The organism is Pseudomonas sp. Irchel s3b5 (genome assembly GCF_900187435.1).
In the GTDB taxonomy this organism is placed as follows: Bacteria; Pseudomonadota; Gammaproteobacteria; order Pseudomonadales; family Pseudomonadaceae; genus Aquipseudomonas.
The window spans coordinates 20,238-37,501 of the sequence record NZ_FYDY01000042.1 but is presented as its reverse complement, the minus strand read 5'-3'; the positions used below and the strand labels follow the sequence as shown (position 1 = coordinate 37,501).

Annotated in this window: 15 protein-coding genes, 1 rRNA gene and 3 pseudogenes; 11 read left to right on the top strand and 8 right to left on the bottom strand. The window is 57.8% G+C overall.

The features are described 5' to 3' along the window. The first annotated feature begins 192 nt into the window (after positions 1–192). Positions 193–308 (top strand): 5S ribosomal RNA (gene rrf / locus CKW15_RS26325). 260 nt (positions 309–568) lie between these two features. On the opposite strand, the gene CKW15_RS26320 is transcribed toward rrf, so the two are convergent. Then, positions 569–1,279 (bottom strand): GntR family transcriptional regulator, encoded by a 711-nt coding sequence (locus CKW15_RS26320; RefSeq protein WP_095152951.1) that lies wholly within the window; start codon positions 1,277–1,279, stop codon positions 569–571. 195 nt (positions 1,280–1,474) lie between these two features. Between CKW15_RS26320 and lapG the strand changes: the two genes are divergently transcribed. The 9 genes and pseudogenes from lapG to CKW15_RS26275 all read left to right on the top strand — a co-directional run bounded on the left by lapG (position 1,475) and on the right by CKW15_RS26275 (position 10,061). Next, positions 1,475–2,167, top strand: coding sequence for a cysteine protease LapG (gene lapG, locus CKW15_RS26315; protein WP_095152950.1), 693 nt, complete (start codon positions 1,475–1,477; stop codon positions 2,165–2,167). A gap of 14 nt (positions 2,168–2,181) precedes the next feature. Continuing rightward, positions 2,182–4,128, top strand: coding sequence for a cyclic di-GMP receptor LapD (gene lapD, locus CKW15_RS26310; protein WP_095057676.1), 1,947 nt, complete (start codon positions 2,182–2,184; stop codon positions 4,126–4,128). A 46-nt stretch (positions 4,129–4,174) separates the two neighbouring features. Beyond that, entirely contained in the window at positions 4,175–4,927 is a 753-nt protein-coding gene (locus tag CKW15_RS26305) for an alpha/beta fold hydrolase (RefSeq protein ID WP_095152949.1), read from the top strand. A gap of 317 nt (positions 4,928–5,244) precedes the next feature. Further along, positions 5,245–6,801, top strand: coding sequence for a type VI secretion system protein TssA (tssA, locus tag CKW15_RS26300; protein WP_095057674.1), 1,557 nt, complete (start codon positions 5,245–5,247; stop codon positions 6,799–6,801). A gap of 34 nt (positions 6,802–6,835) precedes the next feature. Then, positions 6,836–7,339, top strand: coding sequence for a type VI secretion system contractile sheath small subunit (tssB, locus tag CKW15_RS26295; protein ID WP_095152948.1), 504 nt, complete (start codon positions 6,836–6,838; stop codon positions 7,337–7,339). 26 nt (positions 7,340–7,365) lie between these two features. Beyond that, positions 7,366–7,896, top strand: a pseudogene (locus CKW15_RS26290) (type VI secretion system contractile sheath domain-containing protein); the annotation flags it as partial. After that, a pseudogene (locus tag CKW15_RS26285) lies at positions 7,895–8,548 on the top strand (PP2C family serine/threonine-protein phosphatase); the annotation flags it as partial. The pseudogenes CKW15_RS26290 and CKW15_RS26285, both read left to right, overlap by 2 nt. Beyond that, positions 8,545–9,543 (top strand): serine/threonine-protein kinase, encoded by a 999-nt coding sequence (locus tag CKW15_RS26280; protein ID WP_095152946.1) that lies wholly within the window; start codon positions 8,545–8,547, stop codon positions 9,541–9,543. The pseudogene CKW15_RS26285 and the gene CKW15_RS26280, both read left to right, overlap by 4 nt. A 134-nt stretch (positions 9,544–9,677) precedes the next feature. Beyond that, the gene (locus CKW15_RS26275) at positions 9,678–10,061 is read left to right on the top strand and encodes a helicase (RefSeq protein ID WP_095057670.1); all 384 of its coding nucleotides are present in this window, start codon (positions 9,678–9,680) and stop codon (positions 10,059–10,061) included. A gap of 48 nt (positions 10,062–10,109) precedes the next feature. Here CKW15_RS26275 and CKW15_RS26270 read toward each other — a convergent pair whose 3' ends face one another. Further along, positions 10,110–10,874, bottom strand: coding sequence for a Fic family protein (locus CKW15_RS26270; RefSeq protein WP_095152945.1), 765 nt, complete (start codon positions 10,872–10,874; stop codon positions 10,110–10,112). Further along, positions 10,871–11,128, bottom strand: coding sequence for a hypothetical protein (locus CKW15_RS26265; protein WP_095057668.1), 258 nt, complete (start codon positions 11,126–11,128; stop codon positions 10,871–10,873). The genes CKW15_RS26270 and CKW15_RS26265 overlap by 4 nt, the downstream gene beginning before the upstream one ends. Before the next feature lie 70 nt (positions 11,129–11,198). On the opposite strand from CKW15_RS26265, the pseudogene CKW15_RS26260 reads away from it, so the two are divergent. Further along, positions 11,199–11,321: pseudogene (locus CKW15_RS26260) on the top strand (helicase); the annotation flags it as partial. Between the two features lie 97 nt (positions 11,322–11,418). Here CKW15_RS26260 and CKW15_RS26255 read toward each other — a convergent pair. The 5 genes from CKW15_RS26255 to exbD form a co-directional block, all read right to left on the bottom strand. Continuing rightward, entirely contained in the window at positions 11,419–12,819 is a 1,401-nt protein-coding gene (locus tag CKW15_RS26255) for an aminoacyl-tRNA deacylase and HDOD domain-containing protein (RefSeq protein ID WP_095057666.1), read from the bottom strand. A 78-nt stretch (positions 12,820–12,897) separates the two neighbouring features. Then, entirely contained in the window at positions 12,898–14,973 is a 2,076-nt protein-coding gene (gene recG, locus CKW15_RS26250; protein WP_095152944.1) for an ATP-dependent DNA helicase RecG, read from the bottom strand. A 9-nt stretch (positions 14,974–14,982) separates the two neighbouring features. Continuing rightward, positions 14,983–15,912 (bottom strand): hydrogen peroxide-inducible genes activator, encoded by a 930-nt coding sequence (locus CKW15_RS26245; RefSeq protein ID WP_095057664.1) that lies wholly within the window; start codon positions 15,910–15,912, stop codon positions 14,983–14,985. Between the two features lie 177 nt (positions 15,913–16,089). After that, a complete protein-coding gene (locus CKW15_RS26240) occupies positions 16,090–16,839 on the bottom strand; it encodes an energy transducer TonB (protein WP_053163899.1) in 750 nt (249 codons plus the stop codon). Then, a complete protein-coding gene (exbD, locus tag CKW15_RS26235) occupies positions 16,836–17,264 on the bottom strand; it encodes a TonB system transport protein ExbD (protein WP_095057663.1) in 429 nt (142 codons plus the stop codon). The genes CKW15_RS26240 and exbD overlap by 4 nt, the downstream gene beginning before the upstream one ends.

Sequence of the window (17,264 nt, the reverse complement as noted above, 5' to 3'; positions counted from 1 at the left end):
TCCCATCCCGAACTCAGCAGTGAAACGATGCATCGCCGATGGTAGTGTGGGGTTTCCCCATGTGAGAGTAGGTCATCGTCAAGATTAAATTCCGAAACCCCAATTGCGAAAGCAGTTGGGGTTTTGTCTTTAAAGTAGAAACATCAAGAATTCGCTGACACGTCGTTACGGACGGGTCCGCACACAGAATTTCTTGACGACCATAGAGCATTGGAACCACCTGATCCCATCCCGAACTCAGCAGTGAAACGATGCATCGCCGATGGTAGTGTGGGGTTTCCCCATGTGAGAGTAGGTCATCGTCAAGATTGAATTCCGAGACCCCTGTCTGCTAACGCAGACAGGGGTTTTGTCATTCTGGGGCCAGAAAAGCCGTAGACGTAAAAAAGCCAGCCTCTGAACCCAGGGGCTGGCTTTTTTATAGGTACGAACAATGGAGCTTATTGTCGTAGCCTCAGAAACGAAGGCGGCGCAGTGCTCACTGTCACTCCAGTTCGTATTCATGCGCAAACGTGAGAGCGGGGGAATCAATTTACTGGCAGGACATAACAATGGAGGGCTCTGAAGTTTAACTCGAAGCGTTTTTTGCCTGATCTTCCGAGCTGTTGAGATAGCGTGTGATGACTTCAACCGCACGATTGAGGTGATGCTCAAGTAACTTCACCGAGCGTTCGAAATCCCTGTCTTCGGCAGCCTGCAATAGTGCCCGGTGATCATCCTGGGATAGTTTGCCCAACCCCATGGCTTCCAGATTGAAACGCAGGAAACGCTCCTCTTCATTCAACCCGTCTTCGACCAGTTTCAACAGGCGGCGATTGGGAGCCCGGCAGTAAAGCTTCATATGGAAGAGTCGATTGAGCCGGCCGATCTCCGTGTAGTCGTGCTCGACCTCCAGTGCGTCAATGTATCGTCGAGCCTGTTCAATGTCCTCGTCCTCAAGCAGCGGAATGGAGAGGCGCAAGGCTTGCGATTCCAGCAGGATTCGCAGCGCGTAGGTCTCCACGGCATCACCCTGGACCAACGGTGCGACGATAGCGCCTTTATGAGCGATCACGCTGAGCAGGGCTTGTGCTTCTAGCTGACGCAAGGCTTCGCGAACGGGCATGCGGCTGACACCGAACAGATCGGCAAGATCCTGCTGTCGCAGGGCAGTACCACAGGGAATGCGCCCGTCGAGTATCGCCGAGCGCAGGGTTTGTTCGATCACCGAGCGTGCCAGATGTGAAGGAATCGGCCCGTTGACCTTGATACTGCTGAGAGGGTTGGGCTTCTTTGTCACAACAACGCACCCTGATTAACAAATTGTTTTGGATCCAAAGGACACTAGTGACTGCTTGGTGGCTTGTCAAACAGGCGTCCATTGCCTTGATTACAGTTTAGCGCGGCGCCGATGATCTCATCGTGCCATTGTTTTTTTCGGGTCTAACCTTCACCATTCAAGAGACTCCCTCCTGCCCACCCTGGATGTCTCGCATTGGCGGTACGTTTACCGATCCCCCGGATTTTAAGCTGGTTGTGCAGCGCACTGCTGCTGGCTGCTGCGATGCTGGGCAACCTGAGCGCCGACTGGGATTTTTCCGTGATCAGCCGGCGAGCGCAGGCATTGTACGGACCTCTGGGCGAAGGTCAGCAGCGCATCAACGATTGGCAGTATTTGTTGGCCAGCCAGAAGCAGATCGGTGAGCTGGCACAACTCAATGTCGTTAACCGCTTCTTCAACAAACAGGTGCGGTACGTCGAAGACATCGACCTGTGGCACGAGGTCGACTACTGGGAAACGCCGATCGAAGCACTGTGGAAGGGCGCCGGCGATTGTGAAGACTACGCTATAGCCAAGTACTTCAGCCTGCGCCATCTCGGCGTACCCAGTGAAAAATTGCGCATTACATACGTCAAGGCACTGACCCAAAACCGTGCGCACATGGTGCTGACCTACTATTCAACCCCGGAGGCCGTGCCGCTGGTGCTGGACATCTTGATCGACGCCATCAAACCGGCCAGCCAACGAACGGATTTGCTGCCAGTCTACTCTTTCAATGCTGAAGGATTGTGGCTACCGGGCACCAAGGGAAACAAGAAGGTCGGTGATACCAAACGCCTGTCGCGCTGGCAGGATGTGTTGAAAAAAATGCAGGCCGAAGGTTTCCCGGTCGAGACGACTCACTAGGAGCATGCGTTCAGATGTCATTGTTCAAACAGCTGTTGATAGCTATCTGTCTGTTCCTGGTCGTTGCCTTCACCGGCAGCTTCATGGTCAGTCTGGAGAGCTCGCGCACTCAGTACGTCAATCAGTTGCGCTCCCACGCCCAGGATGCAGCGACAGCCCTGGCGCTGTCACTGACGCCGAACATCGACGATCCGGCGATGGTCGAGTTGCTGGTCAGTTCGATTTTCGACAGCGGTTACTACGCGAGTATTCGTGTGATCGACGTCAAGACCGATCAGCCTTTGGTCGAGCGCACGGGTATCCCGGCAGTCACTAACGTACCGGAGTGGTTCGTCAAACTGATCGGCCTGGAGCCGGCCGGTGGCGATGCGATCGTCAGTCGTGGCTGGGAGCAGGCGGCGCGGGTCGAGGTGGTCAGCCACCCGATGTTCGCAGTTGCCAAATTGTGGCAAAGCGCATTGGGTAGCCTTGGATGGTTGCTGCTGTGCGGTGCGGTCAGTGCCGGGCTCGGCGCGCTATTGCTGCGCCAGCAATTGAGGCCGCTCGATTACATGGTCCAGCAATCCCACGCCATTGCGCGGCGGGAGTTTCTCAGCCTGCCGGAGCTGCCGCGCACCCCCGAATTGCGGCGGGTGGTGCAGGCCATGAACCAAATGGTCGAGAAGCTCAAAGCGCTGTTCCAGGAGCAGGCCGAGCGCAGTGAAAAACTGCGGGCCGAGTCCTATCAGGATACGTTGACCGGGTTGGCCAATCGGCGTTATTTCGAGATCCAACTGAATGCGCGGGTGAGCAATCCGGAACAGGCCAGCTCCGGTTATCTGCTGCTGTTGCGGGTCAAGGACCTGGCGGGCCTCAACCAGCGTCTCGGTGGTCAGCGCACCGATGAGGTGCTCAAAGCGGTCGGTGAGCAACTCTCTCGCGAGTGCGCCAAATACCCGGAAACCCAGAACCTTGTGACCCGTATCCGCGGCGGCGAATTTGCCGTACTGGCGCCGGGCCTGGTACGCGAAGAAGCACTGCATCTTGCACAAAATCTCGACACTGCCTTGGCCAGTCTTCACGCCACCGGAGCCACGGATGTGGCGTCTGTTGCCTCAATTGGCCTGGCACCATTTGCTCACGGCGACTCACCGCAAGCCGTGCTCAGCCTCGGCGATCAGGCGCTGGCTCAGGCTGAAAGCCAGGGTGAGCAGAACTGGGCATGCCTGGAACACAATCTATCGGCCAGCGTCGGCGACGATCACCATGCCTGGCACAGCATGCTCGATCAGGCGCTGACTCAGCGGCGTTTCGAGTTGTATTTCCAACCGGTCGTGGCGGCCCAGGACACGCAGCTGGTGCTGCATTACAAAGTGTTGTCGCGACTGCTCGACGAACACGGTCAGACCATCCCCGCCGGGCGTTTCCTGCCATGGCTGGAGCGCTTTGGTTGGACGGCCCGACTGGATCAGTTGATGCTCGAGCGGGTGCTTGAGCAAATGAGCGAACATGACCAGTCGCTGGCATTGAACCTCTCTTCGGCGACTCTCACCGACCCTCAGGCGCAGAACAAAGTCTTCGAGCTTCTGCGCACGCATTCCAACCTCGGTCCACGCTTGACCCTGGAAATCGGCGAAGAGCAATTGCCCGAGCAAGCGGTACTGGAACAACTGACCCGCCGTCTGCGCGAACTCGGTTTCTCATTGAGCCTGCAACGTTTTGGTGGGCGTTTCAGCATGATCGGCAACCTGGCGCGGTTGGGGCTGGCCTACTTGAAGATCGACGGCAGCTACATACGGGCGATTGACCTAGAGAGTGACAAGCGTCTGTTCATCGAGGCGATTCAGCGGGCCGCACACAGCATTGATTTGCCGCTGATTGCCGAACGGGTCGAGACGGAAGGCGAGTTGTCGGTGATTCGCGAAATGGGGTTGTATGGGGTTCAGGGGCAGTTGTTTGGTGAGCCCAAGCCCTGGCAGTAAGTCGCTACATCTGGTGGTCGGTCATACAGCCCAACTGGAGAAATGGATGCTTTATTCAACCCGCATAGTTTTTATTCACGGACTGATTGGCCCACTCAATAAAACCTTTTTGATGGATGGAGCGCAGTCTACGCAAATGCTCGCTCCAGACATGCTCGGCTACGGCTCCTTGGCCGAAGTCGATCCTGCAATGATTAGCCTGGATGCCCAAGTCGAGTATCTGCACAAGGAAATCGATGCAGTCTCTGCAACACATGACCGTTGGTACCTCGTAGGGCATTCGGTCGGTGGTGCAATTGCTGCACTTTTTGCCGCGACATACCCAGATCGCGTGGAAGCCGTGATAAGTGTTGAAGGCAACTTCACATTAGATGACGCTTTTTGGTCACAAAAGCTGGCAAAGATGCCTCTTGAAGAAGTCCAAGCCAAACTGATGGAAGACCGTTCAGAACCCGAGAAATGGCTACATGGCGCTGGAGTAAAACCCACCGAGGCAACCTTGTTGGCGGCTGCAACCTGTCTTTCGTTTCAGCCGGCAAGCACACTTCAGCAAATGGCAGCTTCAGTCGTTGATATCACGGGCAACCCTGCCTACCTGAAAGGAATCGAAAGCTGGGTTGATAACATTCCGCTCCATCTTATTGCAGGCGAGCGATCAGCCAAGGGATGGCACATTCCGGCCTGGGTCAAAGAGAAGGCCGCGTCATATCGAGAAATGAAAAACTGTGGACACCTGATGATGCTTGAGGATGCCCACCAATTTTCATCCGCTATATCCGCCATCATCGAAAAAAGCTAAAGCTTCTTTGAATCGGCAGTAGCCTAGAGACTTCTTGGGCTGACTTGTTTTTTGGTGTCTCGCTCAAACTTTAAGTTGTGATGTAACACTGGAAATAATGTGTTGCAATAACTCTACTTGGGCTTGTTTTTAATTGTTTCTACAGTGCCACTAATGCAGTGGCATATTAATTAATTTCTCCATGTTGGCGAACTTTCAGAAGCGTCCTACATTTTTCGTGTTCTGTTTTTGTCATGCTTTGTCGCGGCTTCGGCCACCGGGAACAAGCGCAGTTGAAATCCAACTGATATATGACCGTACTTCTATAAAGGCCATGGATGTCCTACTCAGGCAAACTTTCCGCTCATTACCTTGCGCTCGCAAAAAATCCTGTTTCCGATGAGCATTTTGCGGGTGAGGACGTTCGTTTTTCAAACGAGTTTGAGGCATTGGAATGTGAGTTGGCTAAGGCAAGCTCCATGCACGAGACCGGTCAGGTTGACTGGTTGAAAGTATGCGAAAACAGCGAAAAGTTGTTGCGCACTCAGTCGAAGGATTTGCGGGTTGGCGTCTGGTTGACCTGGGCGTTATACCAGCGTGAATCGTTCCAGGGGCTGTCGGCTGGGCTCGGTTTGCTGCACTACCTTTGCGAGCATCATTGGGTGGATGTTCTCCCCGAAAAATCCCGAACCCGTTCCGCGGCGATCAGTTGGTTGCTCCCGCGTCTTGAACAGGTGTTGAACGAAAACGTGGCAGTAAAAGAGCAACTGCCACTGTTCCGGCGTTTGGTAGAACATCTGGAAGGCCTTGATGCGGCCTGCACCAAGCATCTGGGCGACGATGCACCGCTGCTGCTGCCGGCTTCTCGCCGCCTCAAGACAATGGTCCAACGCGCTGCTGACAACTCCTCGGAGCCTGGCGTGATGGAAGTCGCGGTGGCCCAAGTCAAGCAGGCTGCGGCGCAGTTGTTTATGCCAGGGGCAATTATCGATAACGAGAAAGAGGCTCACAAGGCCCTGCGAGCGCAACAGGAAAATGCCCGTCCGTTGTGTGCATGGTGGCTCAAACAGAAAGCCACCGATCTACGCGCTCTGCGCCTCAATCGAACAATGCTGTGGTTGCCGATCGATACAGTGCCTGAGCGCAATGCAGAGCAAATAACCGTTCTACGCGGGTTACCGGCAGACAAGCTCAAGGAATATCAGGAGCGTTTCGGGCAGGCCAAGTACGCTGATCTGTTGGTGGACCTGGAAGCGAGTCTGGCGAAGGCACCCTTCTGGTTCGATGGCCAGCGGATGGCCTGGGAATGCTTGCAAGAATTAAATGCCGAAGGGGCAATGCGCGAGGTGGAAATTCACTTCGCACTTTTGATTCAGCGATTGCCCGGCATCATCGAATTACGGTTTCACGACGGCGCTCCCTTCGCCGATCCGGCCACCCGTGCCTGGGTCAGCGCCAGTGTCATGCCACATCTGCAACGCACCCAGTCACCGCACAAGGTCATCGTCAACGACACTCTGCCGGACTGGGAGCGGGCCTTGGAAGAGGTCATGCCAATCTTGCGCAAAGACGGCCTCAAGGTTGCGGTGCAATGCTTCAAACAAGGATTGCAGACCGCCCATGGCGGACGGGCGCGGTTCTTCTGGCAGTTTGCCATGGCGCGGCTTTGCTTCATGGCCAAAAAATACGAACTCGCAAAAACCCAACTTGAATCGCTCGACCAGGCACTACAAGGCTCAGGCCTACACGCCTGGGAACCCGCCCTCGCACTGGATGTGCTGCATTTGCTGCATGGCTGTTGTGAATTGTTACCGCAGAACCATGCAGTACGTGAATGCAAGGAAGAGGCGCATCGCAGGCTGTGCAATCTCGACCTCGAAGTAGTACTCGAATAGGTCCCTGGTCCCCATAACAGCAAGGAGAAAAGTCATGGCCAAAGAAGGCTCTGTCGCCCCCAAGGAACGCATCAATGTCACCTTCAGGCCCACCACAGGCGGTGCCCAGGAAGAGATTGAACTGCCACTGAAGCTACTGACCATCGGCGATTACACCCAGCGTGTGGATGAACGCAAGGTCGAAGAGCGCAAACCGATCAGCGTCGACAAAATGACCTTTGACGAAGTGCTCTCCAAGCAGGAGTTGAGACTGACGTTGAGCGTACCGAATCGCCTCCAGGAGGGGAGCGATATCGACGAACTCGCAATGAAACTGCAGATCAATTCGATGAAGGACTTCAACCCGGCAAGCGTGGTTCAGCAAGTACCAGAGCTGAGAAAACTGATGGAGTTACGCGATGCACTAGTGGCTCTCAAAGGTCCGTTAGGCAATGCCCCCGCATTCCGCAAAGCCATTGAAGACGTGCTTGCCACTGACGAGTCCCGTGATCGTGTACTCGTTGAGCTGGGCCTGAGCACCACAGTCCCGAATGCTTGAGTCTCCATCAGCCAAGGAAGCCAATTATGAGCACTAACACAGCGCATCAGCAGAGCAGCGAGATCGGTGAATACAGCATTCTTGACAGTATCATCGCCGAAACCCGCCTGACTCCGAATGATGAGGCCTACGATATCGCCAAGCGTGGTGTATCGGCATTTATCGAAGAATTGCTCAAGCCGCAGAACAGCGGCGAACAAGTCAAAAAAGCCATGGTTGACCGCATGATTGCCGAGATCGATGCGAAGCTCAGCCGTCAGATGGACGAGATACTGCATCACCCGGACTTCCAGTCATTAGAGTCGGCATGGCGTGGTTTGCAGTTGCTGGTCGACCGAACCAATTTTCGCGAAAACATCAAGATCGAAATTCTGAATGTCTCCAAGCAAGATCTGTTGGACGACTTCGAAGATTCACCGGAGGTCATGCAAGCCGGCCTGTACAAGCACATTTACACCGCTGAATACGGTCAGTTTGGTGGTCAGCCGTTTGGCGCGATCATCGCCAACTACTTCATGTCTCCAAGCTCGCCAGACGTGAAACTGATGCAGTACGTTCCTGGATTGCCCGCAGCAGGGGCTATGGGTGGTCGCGGATGGCATGGGCGGTCATACGGGAGGTGATATCGCCAGCCAGTTGATCGTCACCAGCCTCGCCGAATTGCCATTTCCCAATGATTTCGATGAACGCCTCAAAGGTATACGTCAGTGTCTGCACTGGCTCAACCGTCGTTTGGGGCAGGAGTTGACGGTCACTGCCGCGAGCAGGGACAGCATTATGGGGAGTACCGTGGTGGCATTGCTGGTGGAAGGCCATCGCGCAGCCTGCATCTGGGCGGGCGACAGTCGTTGCTATCTGCGGCGCGGGCAGCGGTTGTACCAGCTGTCCAGGGATCATTCGTTGCAGCAGCAATTGATCGATGAACAACGGATGAGTATCGCTCAGGCCCGTATACATCCGTCTGCCCAGGCGCTGACCCGTGCAGTTGGGGCAATGGAGCATCTGAGGCTGGATGTGCTCGAGCTGAAGGTGTACCCGGGCGATATGTTTTTGCTGTGCAGCGACGGGTTGTACCAAGAATTGAGCATTGAAACACTTAGTAGTGCCATGAGCCTGAGTACGCCACAGGTGGTGATGGAGCGGTTGTTCAAAGATGCATTGCGTGGTGCTGCTCGAGACAACCTGACTGCCGTGGTGATCCGTCAGTGAACCAACTCAAGTTGCCATTCGATGATGCTTCGCACTGCAAATCACAAACAAGTAGCCTGACTTACTTTGCCTTCTCCAGCTCAAGCAGGAGCGAACCTTCGTTATCGCCAACAAAGTCTCAGGTAGGGGAAATGCCGGAGGTGCTCGCAGGTCGTTATCGAATCGAGCGTTTGCTGGGGGCGGGCGGAATGGGCAGGGTTTATCGGGCAAGGGATTTGTTGGGCGAGCAATTCAATGATCCTGATCCATACATCGCCTTGAAAGTTCTCAGCGATGACTTTGCCGAATCACCGGACGCCAGCGCCTTGCTGTTCAGCGAATTTGCACTGACGCGGCGACTGCACCATGAAAACATTGTGCGCGTGCACAGCTTTGGAGTGGACACGGACTGTAAGCGCGCCTTTTTTACCATGGAACTCATGCGTGGTCTGACTTTGGACAAACTGCTCTGCGAGCGGCCACTCGGAATGCCGTGGAAAGAGTTGCGCTGCGTGGTGTTGTCGCTGCTCGATGCTCTAGCCAGTGCTCACGCTGCCGGTGTACTTCACGGCGACATAAAACCCGGCAACGTGATGCTCAGCGATGAACGTATACGCCTCTTTGACTTCGGCCTCGGTCAAGCGCAAGACGGAGAGTCATCCGGATTGCCCCATTTGAGCCGCGAGCGCTTCAGCGCATGGACGCCGACCTATGCCGCACCCGAACTGTTGGATGGTGAGTCGTTATCGGCCAGTGCGGACATCTACGGTGTTGCCTGTATGGTCTATGAGCTGGCGTGTGGGAGGCATCCATTTCATCGCTTGTCCTCGACCCTTGCTCGCGAGCAACGTTTGGATCGCCACCTTCAGGCGCCCAGGCATCTACCGTCGTATTGTTGGCCTGCCTTGCGCACAGCGCTGGCGTTACACGCGACTCAGCGCGTGATCAGCGCCAGTGAGCTGGCTGAAGCAATGCGCGTCAAACCGTCCTGGCTGCACAGACTAGCATTTCGCTAGCGCGATGTTCGTGACTTGGTAGTCATCATGCAAGAAAACAACTTCATCGTCTTCTAACGTAACGTGATAGTGGCGTTATCAGGCGAAGTCGATACACTGCCCCGGCCGTTCATTTTTCTCTTGAGGCTGTGCGCATGAAATTTCGTTTTCTGCTGTGGATGCTGGGGTTGTTGATGGGTAAGGCCAGCCGGTCCAATCCGGCGTTTCAGCAGCAGTTGGGTGACAAGGATCTGGTGTTTCAACTGCAGACCCAGGACGGGAAAGTGGCGCGGCAATTTCGGGTGAAAGATCAACGCATCACCAGTCAGTCCGGTGTACATGCCGAGCCTGCGTTCGCGATTGCCTTTAAAGATGCCGCGTATGGCTTCGCCACGATGCAGGCGAAGAACAAGCAGTTGGCGTTCATGACGGGGATTCAGGACAAGTCCATTCAGATCAAGGGTAACCCCGCGCTGGTGATCTGGTTCCAGGGGCTGACCAAGTATTTGAAACCGAAGAAGGCCAAGCCTAAGGCTTGAGGTTTTTAACTAGCCCCCGGGATTCTCGTCGCCGGAGGGGGCGCGGCTTCAGTTGTCCGATTCCGGAGGCTCGCGGTTAGCGATAGTTTGAGCCCGGTATGTCTTGTAGATCTGCTGGACTTCCGGGTTATCCAGGCTTTCGTAGGTGATGCCTTCCTTGTCCAGGCCATCCAGGCCTCTGATGCTGCTGATGGTCGCTGGCCACTCGTCCCGACTGGCGATATCGACTACGAACGGTTTCAGGTAATGATCGAGATGCCTCTCGCGAGGTTCTCGAATCTCGTCACTGAGTGCGCGCAGGTAGTCGTCTTTGGTTGATTTTGACCAGTCGATCGCGAACCCGGCCCGATAGCAGAGTTCCATGAAGACCAAGAGGATCGTGCGCCCATTGCCGTCGAGGAACGGGTGTGCGAACGCTAACTGGCCCATCACTTCGCCAGGGCGATCTCTGAAACGCTGATGGTTTGCCGCCAGCGCTAGCGCATAGTCGACGGACATCTTGATGGCGTTCGGGTGCTCAAAGACAGTGGCACGCGGATCGCCGTGCAAGCCTTTGAAGACTGCCAGATGAGGGACCAGTTCGTTCCGGTCTTTTCCTGCCCAGGGATAAAAGCCGGAGAAGAGGATTTCATGAACGTGGAGCACTGACTTGTAATCGATGGGGTTCTTTTTGGCCAAGTAGGCCAAAGCGTCTTCGATGCTCAGTTCGAATGCAAAATGCTCTGACTCTTTGACGTCAGTGGGATCTTTGAGCTGTAGCGAATTTTGAAGGTAGCCGGCCGTTTCGAAATCGCCGAAAGGATCAAACGTCATGCGCTGCGTTTCTTCGAGCGCCTCTCCTGAAGATAACGCCCTTGGAGCGCCAAGGCTTCTGACTTGCTCAGTGCGCCTTTTTTCTTGAGATTGACGAGCAGCTGTTCAACGCCATCCAGCACGACGATATCACCGGCCAGGCAAGTAATGGTCACGGCCATACGACTCATGCCGTCGGGTTCGGCAGTGATCTTGTGGTCCTTGGCAAGCTTGCGGACTTGACTTGCAACACTGACAGCCGCTGTTTGGGTCATCGGAAAGCCCTCTGTTTGCGCTCAAATCATAGCAGCGCGCATGCTTTCTGTCGTCGCTGGCTCGTCGGCCAAAGCGTTCATGATTGGGATTCAGGGCAAGTCGATTCAGATCAAGGGCAACCCGGCGCGGGTGATCGGGTTCCAGCGGCTGACCCAGTATTCGAAGTCGAAGCTGGCCAAGCCCAAGGCTTGAGGTCTTTCAGTTAAACCGCGTTGGTTTCATCGCGGGCAAGCCCGCACCCACAGGGATCATTTGAATCCTGTAGGCGTAAGCGTGCTCGCGATTGCTTTTAGGCCTGTGAGAACTGCGAAGCGAGTTCGCGCAGCAGCACTTCGGCTTCGAGCACTTTGCTGACCACGTCTTCGGCTTTGGCGCGGGTCAGGCCGAGGCGTTCGAGCAGGGCGTCCGGGATGTCTTCGTCCGGGCCGGAGCCGATGCCACGGCTGCGCAGCAGGCGCACGGACAGGCACACCAGGTTCGGGTATTCGGCGAAGTCGCCGTCGTAGGCCGGGTCGTGCTGGAAGCGCAGGGCGGTGGCCAGTTCTTCGGGCATGTCCCAGAAGCGCATCAGCCACGAGCCGATCTGTTCACGGCTGATGCCCAGCAGGTGTTGCTCGATGTAGCTGTGGCACAGGTGCGGGTTGACCTCCAGGTGGCGGCAGATCAGCGAGAAGTGCGGCGGGAACACGTGGGCCAGCAGCAAGTAGCCGAAGTTGTGCAGCAGGCCGGCCAGGTAGGTCAGGCCGGCTTCCGGACGCTGGGCGCGCGGCATGGCGCGGGTCAGGCCTTCGATGACGGCGGCGGTGTAGATCGATTGCTGCCAGTACGGCGTGGAGTGTTGCGGGTGGTCCTTGGGCAGGCTCAGGGTTTTACCCAGGGCCAGGCCCAGCGCGAGGTTGATCACCAGATCGAAACCCAGCACACGCACGATGGCGTCTTCCACCGAACGAATCTTGCCCGGTGAGGCGTAGTATGGCGACGCCGCCCAGCTCACCACTTGTGCCGCCAGCGCCGGGTCGGTTTCGACCACGCCGGTGATGTCGTCGATGGTGGCGTTGGGGTCGACACGCAGCTTGATGATTTTTTGCGCGGTTTCGGCCAGCGGCGGGATTTCGATGGTCGCTTCCAGGCGCTGCTGGATGCGTCGTGCGGTGAACGCTTGAACGGCTTGGGTGATTTCCTGGCGGTCGTCATCGGGACGGTCGAGGTTCGGCCGAATGCTGGTCAGGTTTTCGCCGAAGTTGGCGGCGCTGGCCTTGGTCAGCATGGTCTTGAAATCTTCGCTGGCGATTTCCAGCAGCACGCCCGGCTCGCCCGAGTTGACCAGCAATTTCGGTTCGCGCAGCAGGCTTTCGTCGTACAGGCAGGGTGCGCTGGTCAGCGCCGGCAGGCCCGGCAGCAGGCTGAGGTTGTGCTTGCCCAGCATTTTGACCAGACGCTCGTTCGGCACCGCCGTGAGACGGCGACCGGTGAGTTCGGTCAGGCGATTGAGGTCCAGCAATTGGCTCTGCGGGAACAACACCATCAGCGCACCAACGCTATCATCGAGCAGAACAGCCTGGACCTTGCGCGCGGCGTTGAGGCCGTGATGGTCGAGGACTTCTTCGTGGGCAATGCCCAGCTTGCCCAGCATCAGCCGAATGACCGACGGAGCGTGCGGGGAAGCAGGTGCGAGGGCAACTTCGGTCATGGTCTGTATCCGGACTAAAACAATTGCGGGAGTATAACCAGCTTGATTAGCGCCATGCTTCAGAAACTGAGGCGGTGCTCACACTTGACCGTATTGCTGCCCATGGCGCAACCAGCGGTCAAGTAGCGGGCTGACGTGGTCCGGCCAGCGCTCCAGCAAGGCTTGGGCAGCGTCGCGCACGGCGGGCAGCAAGTCGGCGTCACGCATCAGGTCGGCGACTTTGAATTGCAGCAGGCCGGTTTGCCGTGTGCCGAGCATTTCACCGGGGCCGCGCAGTTCGAGGTCTTTTTCGGCGATGACAAAACCGTCGTTGGTTTCGCGCATGATGCCCAGGCGCTGACGGCCGATCTGCGACAGCGGCGGATGGTAGAGCAGCACGCAATGGCTGGCTGCACTGCCCCGACCGACACGGCCGCGCAACTGGTGCAGCTGCGCCAGACCCAGGCGCTCCGGGTTTTCGATGATCATCAGGCTGGCGTTGGGCACGTCCACGCCGACTTCGATCACGGTGGTTGCCACCAGCAGTTGCAGGTTGCCGGCCTTGAATTCGGCCATCACGGCGGCTTTTTCAACAGGCTTCATGCGGCCGTGGATCAGCCCGACTTTCAGCTCGCCGAGGGCGGCAGTCAGGTCTTCGTAAGTGGTTTCCGCTGCCTGGCAGGTCAGCTCTTCGGACTCTTCAATCAGCGTGCACACCCAATAGGCCTGACGCCCTTCGGCACACGCGCTGCGCACCCGCTCGATGACTTCGACACGCCGGGTGTCGGTGATCAGCACGGTGTTGACGGGGGTCCGGCCGGGCGGCAATTCGTCGAGGATCGAGGTGTCGAGATCGGCGTAGGCGCTCATCGCCAGCGTACGCGGGATCGGGGTGGCGGTCATGATCAACTGGTGCGGACACATACGTCCGCCGACGCCTTTTTGCCGCAGTGCCAAGCGCTGTTGCACGCCGAAACGATGCTGCTCGTCGATGATCACCAGTGCCAGGTTCTTGAACTGCACTTCGTCCTGGAACAGTGCGTGGGTGCCGACCACCATCGGCGTGCCGCTGGCGATTTGCTCCAGCGCGGCGACGCGGTTCTTGCCCTTGAGCTTGCCGGCCAGCCATGCGACTTCGATACCCAGCGGTTCGAGCCAACGCTTGAAGGTGATGAAGTGCTGCTCGGCGAGGATCTCGGTGGGCGCCATCAATGCGACTTGATAGCCAGCCTCCAAAGCCTGAAGCGCGGCGAGGGCGGCGACCACGGTTTTACCCGCGCCTACGTCACCTTGAATCAACCGCAGCATGGGCTCGTGCTGGCTCAGGTCGTAGGCGATTTCGTTGCCGACCCGATGCTGGGCGCCGGTCGGACTGAAACCGAGGTTTGCCAGGTATTTGGCCGGTAGCCGCGTGGCTTTCGGCATGGCGGGCGCGCGCAGGGAACGCATGCTTTCGCGCAGGCGCTGCTGCGACAGTTGATGGGTCAGCAGTTCCTCGAACGCCAGGCGGTGTTGCGCCCAGTGATGCCCGAGGGCCAGTTCATCGACGTCGGCATCGGCGGGCGGGTTGTGCAGGTAGCGGATCGCGTCGGCCAGTGGCGCCAATTGATAGTCCCGGGCCAGCTCCTTGGGCAGCCAGTCGGGCAGGCTGCTTGGGCCGAGCAGGGTGAGGGTCTGCATGCACAGTTGGCGCAGGCGTTGTTGGGTCAGGCCCTCGGTCAGCGGGTAGACCGGGGTCAGTGTTTCATCCACGGGCGGCGGTTCGTCGCCGGTGATGGCGCGGTATTCCGGGTGGTAGATCTCCAGCCCCGAAGCGCCGGGCCGGGCCTCTCCGTAGCAACGAACACGTGTGCCGCGTTTCAGGCCTTCTTTCTGCGCGTTGCTGAAATGGTAGAAGCGCAGGCTGAGCCCACCGGTGCCATCCTGCAGCCGAACCACGAGGCTGCGACGACGGCCCATGACCACATCGGCACCGCTGACGGTGCCTTCGACCACGGCGTCCTGCCCCGGCCGCAAATGGCCGATCGGCACCACGCGAGTGCGATCCTGATAACGCAGCGGCAGATGAAACAGTACGTCCTGGAGGTTCTCCAGGCCGACCTTGGCCAGTTTCTCGGCCATGGCATCGCCGACACCCTTGAGTGCCGTCACCGACACTTGCGACAACTCGCTCATGACCGCTGCTTAGCCCGCAGCGACCTGTGCCGCTGGCTTGGCCACCGAACACAGGCGAATGGAGTCAGCAAGGATTTCAATCGCCTTCGGACGCGGGAAGCTCGCACGCCAGGCAATCGCTACGGTGCGGAACGGCACCGGTGCCGAGAGTGGGCGCACTTCGATCACGCCGGGGGCGTAGTGATGGCTGTCGACTGCCGACAACGGCAGGATCGAGATGCCGAGACCGGACGCGACCATGTGGCGAATGGTTTCCAGGGAGCTGGATTCCACGGTGGTGTGTTTGGCGCCGTCGTGGCCCTTGGCCAGGGTCGGGCAGGCTTCGAGCACCTGATCGCGGAAACAGTGACCTTCGCCGAGCAAAAGCAGGCTCTTGTCGTTGAGCAGGCTGGCGTCGATGGATTCCTTTTGTGTCCACGGGTGCTGGGCTGGCATCAGCACGTAGAACGGCTCGTCGTAGAGCTGCAAGGTCAACACGTCGGCTTCATTGAACGGCAAGGCGATGATGATCGCGTCGAGTTCGCCGTTGCGCAGTTTGTCGCGCAACACGTGGGTAAAGTTTTCTTCGATGTACAACGGCATCTGCGGGGCGACCCGGTGCAGTTGTGGAATCAGATGTGGGAACAGGTAGGGGCCGACGGTGTAGATCGCGCCGACTTTCAGCGGGGCGGTCAGCTGGTTCTTGCCGGCCTGAGCCAGTTCGCGGATGCCTTGGGCCTGCTCCAGCACTTTTTGCGCCTGGGCCACGATGCCTTCACCGACCGGGGTCAGGCGCACGGCGCTTTTGCTGCGCTCGAAAATCAGCACACCGAGTTCGTCTTCAAGCTTTTTCACGCCCACCGACAGGGTTGGCTGGCTGACGTGGCAACGCTCGGCCGCGTGGCCGAAATGCTGCTCTTGGGCGAGGGTGACGATGTAGCGTAATTCTGTGAGGGTCATAGCAAGCGTCCATGAAGTTGCGGGCCAAGCATAACGGCTGCAATCGATAGACGCACGTTATCAGACGTAGGCGCAAGCTTGCTCGCGAAAAACCTGAGATCACCGTGGGGTGTCAGGCTTCAAGCGTAATAGTTCGCCTTCATTCGCGAGCAAGCTCCTACAGCGGTTCAGCGGTGTTTACCGCCGGCGTTTTTCCAGCGAATAAACAAACGGTGCAACGATTTCGATGGAGCCGTTGGTCAACATGTCGGCCGGCGGCTTGGGCAGCGGTTGGGCGCGACGGATCATTTCCAGGGTGGCCCGGTCCAGATCCGCGGTGCCGGAGGCGCCAACCAGCTCGAACGACAACACATTGCCTTCACCGTCGACCACGAAGCGCAGACGGTTCATGCCTTCCTTGCCCCGTGCCTGTGCACTGGCAGGGTACTTTTTGTACTTCTGCAAGTGTGCCAGCAGCGTGCCTTGCCAGCTGGCCTTGGCCGCCAGTTGAGCGGGCGAAGGGCCTGGAGCAGGCTGAGCGGATTTCTCCGTCGGTGCCTGAGTCTGCTGGGTTTCGGCAGGTTTCTCTTCGGCCGGTTTTTCCTTCGGCGGCTCAGGTTTCTTTTCTACCGGCTTGGGCGGCTGTGGCTTTGGCTTGGGTTTGACGGGCTTGGGCACGGCAATTTCAGCTTTCGGCGCTTCGGCGAGCTTCGGTATCGGCAGTTCTTCAACCGGAGCCGGTGGCTGCGGAGGCGTGACGACTTTCGGCGGTGCTGGCGGTGGCGGGGCAGGAACGGGGGCCAGTTCGACCATCATTGCCTGGGGAGGCAGTTCGATGGGCGGGCGGGCGGACCAGTTCAGCGCCAGCGCGATGGCCAGCGCGTGAACGCCCAGCACCACGGCCAGGCTACCGCTGTAACGCGTCAGCTTATGGCGCGTCGTGATCATTTCTTGGCTGCCGTCTCGAGTCCGACCAGACCCACTTTCAGGTAACCGGCGGAGCGCAGGTTATCCATCACGCTCATCAGGTCACCGTAATCCACGCCTTTGTCGGCCTGGAAGAAGATCGTTGTGTCTTTCTTGCCTTGAGTCCTGGCGTCGAGGATGGCGCCGAGTGTTTCGGCCTTCACTTCTTCTTCGCCGAGGAACAGGCGCTGGTCAGCCTTGACGCTGAGGAACACCGGTTTCTCTGGTCGCGGCGCCGGTTTGGCGGTGGATGCAGGCAGGTCGACCTTGATGTCCACGGTGGCCAGCGGGGCCGCCACCATGAAGATGATCAACAGCACCAGCATCACGTCGATGAACGGCGTAACGTTGATTTCGTGGTTTTCGGACAGATCGTCGTCTGCCCCTTCCTTCAAATGCAGGCCCAT